Annotated in this window: 13 protein-coding genes; 6 read left to right on the forward strand and 7 right to left on the reverse strand. The window is 42.0% G+C overall.

Annotated features, from left to right (window positions below; all coding sequences use genetic code 11):
• The first annotated feature begins 35 nt into the window (after window positions 1-35).
• From AB6E85_RS06625 to AB6E85_RS06635, 3 genes are all read left to right on the forward strand, one after another.
• Complete coding sequence (locus tag AB6E85_RS06625) at window positions 36-1,406, forward strand: NCS2 family permease (RefSeq protein ID WP_017062465.1); 1,371 nt, start codon at window positions 36-38, stop codon at window positions 1,404-1,406.
• 221 nt (window positions 1,407-1,627) lie between these two features.
• The gene (locus tag AB6E85_RS06630) at window positions 1,628-2,053 is read left to right on the forward strand and encodes a phosphate-starvation-inducible protein PsiE (protein ID WP_017079068.1); all 426 of its coding nucleotides are present in this window, start codon (window positions 1,628-1,630) and stop codon (window positions 2,051-2,053) included.
• A gap of 311 nt (window positions 2,054-2,364) precedes the next feature.
• Window positions 2,365-2,577, forward strand: a complete 213-nt coding sequence (locus tag AB6E85_RS06635; RefSeq protein ID WP_017071067.1) for a cold-shock protein — start codon at window positions 2,365-2,367, stop codon at window positions 2,575-2,577.
• Window positions 2,578-3,014: 437 nt separating this feature from the next.
• On the opposite strand, the gene AB6E85_RS06640 is transcribed toward AB6E85_RS06635, so the two are convergent.
• Window positions 3,015-3,947: a hypothetical protein gene (locus AB6E85_RS06640; RefSeq protein ID WP_371711827.1), complete on the reverse strand. Its 933-nt coding sequence runs from the start codon at window positions 3,945-3,947 to the stop codon at window positions 3,015-3,017.
• 623 nt (window positions 3,948-4,570) lie between these two features.
• On the opposite strand from AB6E85_RS06640, the gene AB6E85_RS06645 reads away from it, so the two are divergent.
• Together AB6E85_RS06645 and AB6E85_RS06650 are read left to right on the forward strand one after the other, a co-directional pair.
• A complete protein-coding gene (locus AB6E85_RS06645) occupies window positions 4,571-5,245 on the forward strand; it encodes an inovirus Gp2 family protein (RefSeq protein WP_372141947.1) in 675 nt (224 codons plus the stop codon).
• Between the two features lie 421 nt (window positions 5,246-5,666).
• Complete coding sequence (locus tag AB6E85_RS06650) at window positions 5,667-6,947, forward strand: PD-(D/E)XK nuclease family protein (RefSeq protein ID WP_371711829.1); 1,281 nt, start codon at window positions 5,667-5,669, stop codon at window positions 6,945-6,947.
• 286 nt (window positions 6,948-7,233) lie between these two features.
• Here AB6E85_RS06650 and AB6E85_RS06655 read toward each other — a convergent pair whose 3' ends face one another.
• The 5 genes from AB6E85_RS06655 to radC all read right to left on the reverse strand — a co-directional run bounded on the left by AB6E85_RS06655 (window position 7,234) and on the right by radC (window position 9,531).
• Window positions 7,234-7,467 (reverse strand): helix-turn-helix transcriptional regulator, encoded by a 234-nt coding sequence (locus tag AB6E85_RS06655; protein ID WP_371711880.1) that lies wholly within the window; start codon window positions 7,465-7,467, stop codon window positions 7,234-7,236.
• Window positions 7,461-8,021, reverse strand: coding sequence for a tyrosine-type recombinase/integrase (locus AB6E85_RS06660; RefSeq protein ID WP_261857399.1), 561 nt, complete (start codon window positions 8,019-8,021; stop codon window positions 7,461-7,463). The genes AB6E85_RS06655 and AB6E85_RS06660 overlap by 7 nt, the downstream gene beginning before the upstream one ends.
• Before the next feature lie 127 nt (window positions 8,022-8,148).
• The gene (locus AB6E85_RS06665) at window positions 8,149-8,592 is read right to left on the reverse strand and encodes a DUF2787 family protein (RefSeq protein ID WP_371711830.1); all 444 of its coding nucleotides are present in this window, start codon (window positions 8,590-8,592) and stop codon (window positions 8,149-8,151) included.
• A 10-nt stretch (window positions 8,593-8,602) separates the two neighbouring features.
• Window positions 8,603-9,067 (reverse strand): DUF2787 domain-containing protein, encoded by a 465-nt coding sequence (locus AB6E85_RS06670; RefSeq protein ID WP_371711831.1) that lies wholly within the window; start codon window positions 9,065-9,067, stop codon window positions 8,603-8,605.
• Window positions 9,064-9,531, reverse strand: coding sequence for a DNA repair protein RadC (radC, locus tag AB6E85_RS06675; RefSeq protein ID WP_371711832.1), 468 nt, complete (start codon window positions 9,529-9,531; stop codon window positions 9,064-9,066). Before radC ends, AB6E85_RS06670 begins: the two co-directional genes overlap by 4 nt.
• A gap of 456 nt (window positions 9,532-9,987) precedes the next feature.
• Here radC and AB6E85_RS06680 point away from each other — a divergent pair, with 456 nt between their 5' ends.
• Complete coding sequence (locus tag AB6E85_RS06680; protein ID WP_371711833.1) at window positions 9,988-10,176, forward strand: AlpA family transcriptional regulator; 189 nt, start codon at window positions 9,988-9,990, stop codon at window positions 10,174-10,176.
• A 44-nt stretch (window positions 10,177-10,220) separates the two neighbouring features.
• On the opposite strand, the gene AB6E85_RS06685 is transcribed toward AB6E85_RS06680, so the two are convergent.
• Complete coding sequence (locus AB6E85_RS06685) at window positions 10,221-11,729, reverse strand: hypothetical protein (protein ID WP_371711834.1); 1,509 nt, start codon at window positions 11,727-11,729, stop codon at window positions 10,221-10,223.
• Window positions 11,730-11,743: the final 14 nt, after the last annotated feature.

The following is an 11,743-nucleotide window of genomic DNA, read 5'->3' on the forward strand; positions in this document are numbered from 1 at the left end:
TCACCAAATTCTTAATTTATTGCATAGGTTTTGTTGTGAGTACCGATTCCACCCTGAAAGCCCAGAACACCTCTGGCTCGCTTGATTCGATGTTTAAAATCACTGAAAGAAAAACCACGATTGGCACTGAGCTGTACGCGGGTTTCATTACTTTCTTGGCGATGAGTTACATTCTGGCGGTTAACCCAGCAATTTTGGGTGATATTCCAGGCATGGACAAAGGCGCCGTGTTTACTGCAACGGCTCTGTCTGCGGCAATCGCAACCCTAATCATGGGCATTTGGGGCAACTACCCAGTGATGCTTGCGCCGGGCATGAGCATGAATGGCTTCTTCAAAGGCTTACTATTGAGTGGTTCAGTCGCGGTACTTTGGAATGAGGCGCTGTTCGGCATCTTCCTGTCTGGTATCTTGTACCTCGCGTTCTCGTTAACCAATATTCGTAAATCGATGATTGAGTCGATTCCTGAAGATTTGAAGTTGGCGATTACGGTGTCTCTCGGACTGTTCATTGCTTTCTTAGGCCTTAAGAATGCGGGCATCATCGTTTCTAACCCATTCGTATTGGTTGGCTTAGGCGACATTTCCGATCCAAAAGTGATCATCGCTTACGTGAGCATCTTCATCGCACTGGGTTGTATGGTTCGTGACATCAAGCTAGCAACGTTCATCTCATTCGTTTCTGCTATCGTGTTGACCATTCTTGCTGACGTCTTCATGGGCACTTCAAATGCACCAATCCCAGAGCAGTTTATTGCTATGCCACCAAGCATGGCTGGCAGCTTTGGCGCTATCTTCGATTTCTCTGCTTTCACGCCAGAAAAAATGTTCGACCTACTGTTCATCGTACTTATCTTCTTGATTGTCGATTTCTTTGATGGCTTGAGCACGATTGTTGGTGTTGGCCGTGATGCGGGCATCATCGATAAAGACGGCAAGGTGCCAAACGCGAAATCGGCTCTAGTAGCAGATGCGGGCGGTACTGTGATTGGTTCGATTCTTGGTACCACATCGATCACTGCTTTCTCTGAGTCTGGCATTGCGTCTTCTCAAGGTGCGAAAACGGGCTTGGCAGCAGTGATGGTGGCTGGTCTGTTCCTAATCTCGCTGTTCCTATACCCAATCTTCTCTATCTTCTCAGCTGCAATGGTTGCACCGGCGATGGTCGTGGTTGGCATCTACATGGTAGGTCGCCTTGGTCAGATCAACTGGGAAAAGAAAGAGTCACGCATTGCAGCCTTCTTTACCATCATGTTCACAGTGCTAAGCTTCTCTCCAGCGAACGGTATGGCGATGGGCTTCATCAGCTACGCATTCACAATGGTTGTGGCAGGTAAGCGCAAAGAAGTACACCCGCTTATCTACGGACTGTGTGTGGTGTTCTTAACTTACCTGATTCTGCTTTAAGGCTAATTAGCCACTAAGAAGTCGCTAAGTAAAAGACAAACAGATGGCTCTGCAGTGAATGTGGGGCCATTTTTGTATCTGTTGCTTTTTACTGTTGCCTCTTAATGTTGGCTACCGATGAATTGATGGCGTTATCCTAAAGTCGATGCTTTGACAGTACGCGACTTATATTGATGCATGCTATTGTAGAGACTGGATTAATTATTTCTTGAAGAGTAACTATGCCTTCTAACTTACCTAAATCTTTTAGTAAGCCGTTTTTAAAAGTATTCCACATTATGGAAGCGGTATTGCTGGTGGCGATCACGCTTGCGACCTTGTTTGCGATGGTCGAAGAGTTCATGCATGTCTTCGCTGAACGCCGAGTGCAATTGACTGACATTCTGCTGATGTTTATCTATTTAGAAGTGTTGGCGATGGTTCAGCAGTTTGTGATGAACGGTAAGATTCCAGTGCGATACCCGATCTATATCGCGATGATGGCGATTGCTCGTTACATCACTTTGGGCATGAAAGAACTCGATGCGGTATTGATCGTTTGGTTATCTTTAGCGGCATTTATCTTGGCCGCAGCAACATTGTTGATTCGTGTTGGACATCATTATTGGCCGTATGTAGACCTTAGAACCAAGCAGCCAGATGAGTAACACTTTGAAGGTTAAAGTTTTATAAATGAAGCCCAACGATATCGTTGGGCTTTTAATTTAAGTCGGTTGAACAAAAAAACATCAAATTGTCCAAATAACGCTTTACAAGCAGGCTCAGATCACCAAGAATGACGTCGCTCTGTTCTCAGGGTTATTAAATGAAACATCCAGTTGTAAAGTAGAACCCTTAGTATTGCTTCATTGTTATTCTCAGTGTTTCCCTTAGCTTCATAGATACATTAAATAATTCAAGCTTTCAGCGCATCGCACTTTTGGCGATTAATTTTTTATTTTTATATAAGGGACACATCATGTCTAACAAAGTAAACGGCGTAGTAAAATGGTTTAACGAAGAGAAAGGCTTCGGTTTCCTAACTCAAGACAACGGCGGCGCTGACGTATTCGTACACTTCCGTGCAATCGCTTCTGAAGGTTTCAAGACTCTTAAAGAAGGCCAACAAGTGTCTTTCGAAGTAGAGCAAGGCCAAAAAGGTCTTCAAGCTGCAAACGTTGTAGCTCTATAAGATTTTAAGTCGGCGCAGGTTGCATTAGCAACTTGCGTCACTTTCTCTCTAAAATCGGCTTCCCCCTCAGTTTTACCGCAACACTCTTCTCCATTTACAATACCTCCTCAAAATATTCAAAAATCCTGTTTTACGTCCGTTATCTCGTTCTAACTATCGCTGTATCTACCTTTTGCTCTAAGTAAATCTCCTGCGTAACTACCATGTTACTGACTAGTCTTGATCGTCATTACTATATCCACAAAAAAAAGCCCCTAAAAATAGGAGCTCCTTTTGATCTAATCAACACTGATTATTCTTTATCGTGTACAGCTTACAGACTGTTACTCAATGTTCTGGATCTGAATGTCGATTTATTAAAATAAATACATTAAATCAATATCTTACTTTTAATTTGTTGTCTGTTTGTATTTATAACCACCATTATAACCACCATTTTAACCGCCGCTAGATTGAGATGATTCTTTGTAGGCGTTTAGAATTAATTTTTCAATGTATTCATTCTTGTTCTTACCATCCTTCAGTGCTAGTTCATCAAGCTGGCTTTTGACATTGTCCTGAAGAACAAAACTACACGCTTTCCTACCTTTCATATTGTCTCTGTGTTTCTTTTGGTGCCATGCTTTGTTGATGTTAATCAGGAACAGTTTTTTACTTTCAGCACTGGCGTACCAAGCATCAAATGAAGCACATAAAGCTAGGTATCGTTCTTTTGCGTTCTGTGGAAAGACCCCAAGTATCGGAGGGCTAGATGTTGTATTGCTGTTCTGAAAGTACGACGTAAAGTAGCCCCATGCCCAAATACATTGTTCTTCATCCTTTGGACTTAACCAGCGTAAAGGTTTGGGGGCTATAAAGATGGATTGCCATACCTGTTTCATTGTCGCTAGTTGTTGGCGCTGTGTTTCATTCGCCCAGTTTCCCATATCAAAAAATCGAACAATTTCTGTGTAACGTTCTTTTGAATTAGTTGGCATAGGGTTTAATCCGTATGCGTTATAAAACTTTGCAAACTGTGGAGCTGGGTATGAACCTGGGACTTGTAAGCTGAATGATTGATCAATTGCTATATATACCCATGCCCAATAGTTACAGCGTTCATCAACTTTCAACCAGTCAAATTCATCCAATGGGAGTAGGTATGTGGAGGCATTATCTACGAGCTCTTTTGCTTTTACTCTCTTCTGATCATCGAACTCATACATATCATTGATGGCTTGATTAACGATAAGAATTGCTTCTGATACCGTTGCAGGCTTGGGCCTTTGAAGAGGGTTGTTTTTAGATAGTTCATAGATGAAGTATTCAGCTTGACGAAGGTTTATACCTGTACTTGATACCCATGATGGAACACTAATTGTTGCAGTCATAACAATGCTTACTAAGTAGTATTTTTAGTTATGATTAATGTAGATTTAAAGTGGTTATATCGTCAATATACAGTAGTGTTTTATGTGTTATATATATCATTATTTTAAATTATTATCAGTTAGTTAGGTTTATTGTTCGCTGGTTTAAGTATGCTTTTAGGGATTAGAGCTTCTGTGTTGAAACGTTGGCAAGATGAATTTGGGGTAGACGTTGTACTAGACAAAATAGACTAGTGAGCTTTGAATGTGACAAATTGGAAGAGTTACTGTATGTAAAGATTGCGATCATGGAATGGCATAACTTCAGAGTGACCTCAGTTCCAATCACCCTAGCTAGGTCTAATCTTTGGCGCTTCGTCGACATGACTCCAGTACTACAGCCCTGAAAGAAACAGTGCTCTCAGTGGATTAGTAATATAGCTACTTAACAAACACTCTTTATAAGAGCAGTACAACACTCAGTAGCCACACTACTGATGAATGCAGTACATGTTGATTAGTCAGTTAAGATCTCTAGCCATAGGCAATAGAGATTCACCCACTGCCACGGCAGAACGGTTTTATGTAAATTGTTACGCATCATTCTCTTTCTATGTGAAATCAAACAACACAGGAGAGATTTCATGAACATGTTTCAATTTGCTCAAATCCCACTTAGCTACGGTTCTTTAAACCAACACCACCTTGCCCGTATCAATGACACTGTTATGGGAGCCCTAGCGATCCACCCTAGAACACTCATCGCTCGAATTGACCTACGTATACCTAACAATGGCTTGAACTCTGACAACCCTTTAGAACGTGATGTGCCGACCTGCTATGTGAATACCGGTGTTGATTTGATGAAACGGTTTATAGCCTCTTTGAAAACTCAGATGCATTTCGACCAGAGGAATAAAGCCAAACAAGGGAAGCGTATCTACCCGTGTCCGTTAAATTACGTTTGGGTAAGGGAACGTAACACCAGTCACAATGAACATTACCATGTGGCATTAGCGGTCAATCAGGATGGTTACTATCCATTTGGTAGGCTTCATTACGAAGGTACTTTGGCTTGTATGGTTAACAACGCATGGGCTAGTGCATTAGGGCTTACGATAGATGAGGCTGAGGGATTGGTTCATATCCCTGAGCGCCCTATGTATACGTTGAACCGTAATCACCCACCAGCACGATTTCAGAAAGACTTGGGTGAAGTGGCGGTTAGGTTGGCTTACTTGGCAAAGGCTGAAACAAAGATACTTGGTGATGGTCGCCGTAACTTTGGATGCAGTAATCCAAGGAAGGGATTGATTTAGCTTTAATAATCACTCTGAGCCAGAAGATCAATTCTGGCTCATTGATATCCCATGCTTCTTTTACTCACAGTTGAGTCGAAAGAGGAATATGGACTAGGTGTGTAATGATCCAGTTTTATTAGAGACTTTCTAAGCCTAAGAAATTACAACGCTCAGGTTGGTGAGACTTACGCAATGATCAAAGCGCTGAACAAGCTTACGGGGGTAGGTATGCCTTCTCTTTGAATTAAGCAACAAAGTCGACTACCTTTGTCACCATACAACTAATCGAATACTTAATAATTACTTGGTAACCAACGTTTGAGGTCAAGTTGACCTCATTATTTGATATCTCGTCCAAAGCTCTCTCTTAAGCAACGGAACTTCGTATTCAATTGGGTTACTATCAGTTCAAAGAACCACGCAAGACAGAGAAAAAACCATGATTTCAGACATTACAACACCATTGCTAAAATCACTTGCGCCACTACTCAATGACACCGATTATATTAACCTCACTCGAACCTATTATTCCAATAGCTATCTGGGAGATTTTATCACCTTTGATGAAAAGCAGATCTGTATGATGTTATGGTGGTTCCTTGATCCCAAAGAAGGCCATCGTCAATACGACTATTTTATCAGGCAACTACTCAGCGCCTATGTGAATAATTTGCCAGACGACTCATCTTCATCACATGCTTATGAATTACTAAGCCACACATATTCTGGCGCCCGAGTGATCACTGAGTTCACCTTGCCAAATAAAAAGCGTATCGATATTGTAGTACTTGATCGCAACAGTCAAACCCTCGTTGTGATTGAACGCAAGGACGGATCGAAAGCGCATGACAATCAATTGTCGGCCTATCGTGAGTGGGCGCAAGAACATTTTCCAGATTGGAATCAAGTTTATATATTGTCAGATAGCCACGAACGTGACCATGGCGATGAGTTTGATGACTATTACGTCCAACTCAATGATGATTGGCTCGTATCAGCTATTAAGCAGATCTTAACCCTACCAGATATCAGTAGCGACATCCGAATCAATCTCCAGAACGCCCTTAGACTCATTGATGAAGACTTCGAGTACCCGATTGAAAAAACGTGGTTTGAACTTAATAAAAAGCTTAGCCAGAAATACTCTCAATTAATCAAGTTGTTAAAATCCACCAAACTTCCAATTGGCGAACAAAGTGTCTCTTTGCTCAATATCGATCCACGCATTTATCTCAATTTGATCGCCAAGCATCCTGAGCTACGTACTGTTCCGTTGTTGAGTGTGCTGCAAGACAACTACTATGATCTATATTACCTATCCACCTTTAATGAATTTGAGCACTTTGAAGATCAGTTAATGACCATCGCACCGCGTCATATCGACTTGTCATTGGAGTATGTCAAAGATAAAGTCAACTTTACTCACCAGTTGCATTCCATCACACCTGACGATTTTTGGCCGTATTACCTCACGTTAGCTCGCAATGGTGAATCACCACAATTGTTTGATTTGTCACTACATTTAAGTAAGAAATCTCATGAAGAAGCAATAGGTTACGTTGATGCAATGGCGGAAGCTTATAAGTTTGAGCCTTCACGTAAAAAAGTCTATTTTGAACGCGTATTATTAACAGACATCGACGACATCAACCTTACTAAAGGCACACCGTTGAGGCACGAGATCGATAGATTTTTTGATAGGGTGAAGATAATCAACTGATGTGTCGAGCCAAATAAGGTGTCATCTAAAATACAGTCTCGGGCCAGCTAAACCTAAGCGGACTCACATATATCAGCTGTTTTGTTGAAGGGTTATATCGTTTGGAGATCAGCTCCATCCTGACTGAACACTCAACTAAACGAGTTTCTCATATCTCAGTCAATTTACTGATTTCTAATTTAGCAAGATATATAATAAAGAAATGTCCAGAAATGAGTCAGAACATAAAAAAGATGTGTGAAAAAAAGAGGTAATACCAACCTCTTAAGTAACGTAGGCTCCACGCCTACGTTACTGTAATACCACGCTGCTCCCGTTTACGTGTAATCCATTCTTGAACTTCATTTTTAAGCCACCGAACCGATCGAGAGTTGAGTTTTACTGCTCTGGGAAAGTCCCCTTCACTCATCCATTTGTAAATGGTTGAATGATCTGAGGCAGTTACCATTAGTGCTTCGTGTATCTGTATTAATCGGCAAGCTGGCGGCAGAAGAGTTGTGGTCGACTCTGTATTTATAATACTAACTCCCTAAAGTCATTATCAATATCGTCTTGTGTCACGCCAATGTACCGTAGCGTTACACCTTCTGAACTATGGCGAAGCATCCGCATCACCCGTGCAATATCCTTGGTGCTTTTGTAGAGGTGATAGCCTCTGGTCTTTCGCATTGAGTGAGTTCCCAGTGGAAAACTAATCTCTTCACCAATCGACGAGAAAGCTTGGCTAACAGCCCGACGACTCAATGGATTGGCAGCTTTGTTTATTGCTTGCTGATTTCGGTAAGACTGAAATAGGTAGATGTGGTGGGGATTCTCCTTTTTAATGCGAAGGATGATTTCTAAGCTTCTTGGATTTAATGCAATCTGGGCTACTTTGCCCGTTTTAGATTCACGGATGGTTAAACGGTCTTCTTCGATGTCACTGAACTTAATCGCCAGTAAATCAGAAATCCGTAAAGCCAGATTGATACCGACATTCCATATATCCGACATTTGCTTACTATGCCGTATTTCTAATAAGTGACCGATGAGCTGGATTGTGTCACGGTTTTTCACCGCTTGAACTTCTGCCATAACGCAGCTTCCTTTTTTCGATGAAAATGATGATTAGAGGAACTTCAAATCAGGCTAGAAAAGAAAAGCCTTGTTCCATAAGGGTTGGCAAGTTCCCAAATTGCTAAAATGGGAACTTGGATGCTTTTCAGCTCTTGGTGACTTTGATTTGGTCAAACACACCATCAGATAAATACTCCAAAAAGTTACTTTCCCACGTTCGATAGAAAGATTTCACTTCTCGATGTGCTAGAGCGCAAGGAGCTAAAAACATCTGCCTGAATATGTTGCTCTCAATATGGAAATCAAGCTCGATGGCTAGCTCTGGATAGACACCTCCAGAATAGGCAAAGTCGGTGATGTAACAGAGTCGCCACTTATCACCTTCATTGCGGATCATGATTTCTACTGGATGATACCCACCAGCTTCAGCGTTATAGCTCGTGTCACGAAAGTTAATGGTTAAGGTATCTGAATAGTAATCAAGACTCGCTTCCTGAACCTGCTTAGTAATGGCGTTATGAAAGCGAGTAGAGATAGGCAGCACACAAGGGTGAAACTGCATCGTTTGAATTTTGGTTGTGGCTGGCATGGTATGCCTCCTAGGTTAGTGGTGATGAGATTGATGATTCACTGGGCGTATCGATATTGACGAGTGTTGCTTGGATACCATCAAAGGAGCCTTGCTGAATTTGCTTGAGGAAAGACCGTTCATAGCTTTGATATAGGCTGGTTACTTGTGGCTGGTGGAGCTCACAGCGTTCAATGTCCGGTTGATAGAACCATCCACGCAGAAAATTGAAGTAAAGCTCGACCTCCATCTTTTCGGTTTGTTCGTCTGGATAAGCAAAGCTAGTGACAAAGACGATGTTCCAATGAGTGTTGTCTGATTGGTTTGTCGATCTGTTGAGTTGGATCTCGACAGGATGAAAACCACTACGATCTTGGTAGTAGCTCGACACTCGAAAGTTAAGGGCGATACGTGTAGCAAAGGTGGGAATATCTAATTGCTCAGTAAGAGCATTGAGGTATTCCACCAGCAGTCGATGGGGTGTGGTTTGGCTCATAACAAACCTCGCTCAGCAAAGGACACGCATTGCTCACCGACCACAACGTGATCCAATACTCGGATATCAACTAGCGCTAATGCATCAGACAGACGTTGAGTGATTCTGCGATCGGCTTGTGATGGCTCAGGTAAGCCGGACGGGTGATTATGACCAAAGATCACCGCAGCCGAGTTGAGTAGTAATCCTTCCTTGACGACTTCCCTTGGGTAAACGCTAGCGGCATCAATGGTGCCAAAGAACATCTCCTTGTATTCAATCAGTTGGTTTTGATTATCAAGAAACATCACGGCAAACACTTCTCTGTCGTAATGCGCCAGTTTCATCTGTAGGTATTGCTTAGTGTTTTCTGGACTGGTGAATGAACCCGAACGGGCATACTTCGCTGCGAGCATAGTCGCTGCGGTCTCTAGGATTTGACGAAGCTCTGTGGGCTCGTTTGGCGTGTAATGATTTGAATGCATCTACTTTCCTTCTTGTGCGTTAAAGGTATGTGCATCCAAGTAATATGTAGCTAAAAAATAATGGAATCCTTCCCCATAGAAGCAGCCCGATCACGCTGGGCTGCTTTAGGTCATGGTTGCTGTTTATCTTGTCGTTTAGCCCAGTTGTAACCACTCACAACGCCATAGATGAACAACTCGATTAGTGTCTTAGTAGGTTGGTGGGGATTCACCATTCGCCTCCTTGTTGATGTGATACAAGCCTGCGCCAACGATAAAGCCAGCAATGAACACAAACGGCATAAGAGCCTCCTGCTTAGTTTGATTTAAGAAACGAGCATAAATGGAAGCCCGCGACTAGCTGGCTTCAGAAAGGTAATGTGTGGTTGAAAAAAGTTGGAGTGTGGTGATTTACGCAGTGAAGTAATTAACTGCACATTCTCGTTATCTCATGAGTTGAACTAACCGGAATTCATCATGAGATTAATCAAACTAAAAGAAGTCATGTCCTTAACCAGCCTTGCACGAGCTACCATCTACAAGTACATGGGCGAAGGCCAATTTCCAAAAGCAGTGTCATCAGGTTGTCGTTCAGTGGCATGGGTAGAAGAAGAGGTGACAGATTGGGTATTGGAACGTATTGGTGAGCGTGATAGCACTGAATAAGCAGTAGCCTTAAAGGAAGCTATAATAGCTTCCTTTAAGATATATTAGTTAGCAAGTATCATGGGCTCATGTACAAAGTGATCACCAAAGGTTTTGATCAATGAAGTAGCTTTGGTTTGTTTAATAACATCAGTTACTTTCTGCGCATCAAGAAATTCTATACTGTATTTTTTAGTTAGCTGCTGTGCCGTCGTTAGGCGCTCCAATGCTTCTGGCGTAAACTCTCCAGTCGTCCAGAACTCAAAAATCAGATTCCGACGAGACCAATCATCAGGGTGGGCAAGACAAAACGCTCTAAACACGGGGATTTGTTCCGTCAACCAATATTCAACTTCTTCGAGAGTGACTCGTTTATTTCGGTTGTATCCTTTTCCTTCAATAAACCTTATATCTCGATGATTGACACTGATTACATCTGCCTCTTTTACACCATTCATAGTTTTACATAAGCGGTTGAGTGTTACATCTAAACCATTAAGTGATCGCATTGTTTCAGCTATCATGTATTCAAACAATGTACCTCGTAAACGGTTTGACGCCCCTTCTACTTTGCCTAACGTCTTGAATATGGTATCCACTTTCTCTGGCGATATAGCATCTGTAGCAACTTTGGATAATAAGGATATGAGCTCGTTGAGCCCTTTCCCTATATCATTATCAAATATTACAGATGTCGTCGCAGGAGAGATCCCCATCGCTTTTAGTTGCTTAAATGCAGTCTCACTGAATGAATCAGCAACAAAAAAGCACAACTGCTTACCTACCTTCCGTAGGCTTCTAAGTGCATTCAATTTCTGAATGAACGGTTGAATATCTTTCTCAGAGACTTCATGTCCCAATAAAATATCGCAAATAACAAAGCCAGGATTTGGTGAGTTACTATCATTATTAAATGAAACCAGTGGGCTTAAATAGGATGGGCCAGCCAAATCCCAAGCAGTTGTGCTTACTATAGGATTTTTACCCTCAGTACGAGCTTTTAGCTGGTTGTAAGATGCAAAGCCAAGCTTTCTTAGCCATCCATATAGGCCTCGTAATATCAACTCTTCGGCAAGCAGGCGTGCTTTTAAGCGAGGGATAAGGGTTTCAAAATGATTCGAATGAATTCCTAGGTACACGCACTGACCAACACCCTCAACGTATGTTTCCTTTAATAGGTTCGTCCTAATTAATCTTTGAAGAACCATATTGGCTGATAAGTGCTTTTTTTGTTGAACTGGGGAACCGCAGGCAATTTCAAAATGAAAAGAAGGCATTATTCCATCGCGCGCACGCAATGCAGAAATTGCGAAACCGTATGCCGATTTTGACTTCAGCAATGCTTCCTCTAGTCGGATCCAGTATATTTCAGTACCAGCTTGCTCGGTTAAGAATAAAAACTTAGCTCTACGGGGGAAAGATAAATCTAGTCGTAGTACATTCCCCCCACTACGAGACACTCGTTGTCGAGCAGCGGCGGAAGAAATGTTTTCCTTTTGAATCAGAAACTCTGTTACTTCTGAGCTTAAGGATGGGCCATTCTTTTTAAGAAATTTATCAACAGAGCTTAGCATTTGTCACACTGCGC

The sequence above is a fragment of the Vibrio sp. 10N.247.311.51 genome (genome assembly GCF_041467855.1).
In the GTDB taxonomy this organism is placed as follows: Bacteria; Pseudomonadota; Gammaproteobacteria; order Enterobacterales; family Vibrionaceae; genus Vibrio; species Vibrio coralliirubri.

Bases quoted from the DNA above. Each gene is read 5' to 3' on its own strand.
- AB6E85_RS06670 (WP_371711831.1), bottom strand. From the start codon at position 9,067: ATGAGCCAAACCACACCCCATCGACTGCTGGTGGAATACCTCAATGCT.
- AB6E85_RS06665 (WP_371711830.1), bottom strand. From the start codon at position 8,592: ATGCCAGCCACAACCAAAATTCAAACGATGCAGTTTCACCCTTGTGTG.
- AB6E85_RS06630 (WP_017079068.1), top strand. From the start codon at position 1,628: ATGCCTTCTAACTTACCTAAATCTTTTAGTAAGCCGTTTTTAAAAGTA.
- AB6E85_RS06650 (WP_371711829.1), top strand. From the start codon at position 5,667: ATGATTTCAGACATTACAACACCATTGCTAAAATCACTTGCGCCACTA.
- AB6E85_RS06680 (WP_371711833.1), top strand. From the start codon at position 9,988: ATGAGATTAATCAAACTAAAAGAAGTCATGTCCTTAACCAGCCTTGCA.
- AB6E85_RS06635 (WP_017071067.1), top strand. From the start codon at position 2,365: ATGTCTAACAAAGTAAACGGCGTAGTAAAATGGTTTAACGAAGAGAAA.
- radC (WP_371711832.1), bottom strand. From the start codon at position 9,531: ATGCATTCAAATCATTACACGCCAAACGAGCCCACAGAGCTTCGTCAA.
- AB6E85_RS06645 (WP_372141947.1), top strand. From the start codon at position 4,571: ATGAACATGTTTCAATTTGCTCAAATCCCACTTAGCTACGGTTCTTTA.
- AB6E85_RS06640 (WP_371711827.1), bottom strand. From the start codon at position 3,947: ATGACTGCAACAATTAGTGTTCCATCATGGGTATCAAGTACAGGTATA.
- AB6E85_RS06685 (WP_371711834.1), bottom strand. From the start codon at position 11,729: ATGCTAAGCTCTGTTGATAAATTTCTTAAAAAGAATGGCCCATCCTTA.
- AB6E85_RS06660 (WP_261857399.1), bottom strand. From the start codon at position 8,021: ATGGCAGAAGTTCAAGCGGTGAAAAACCGTGACACAATCCAGCTCATC.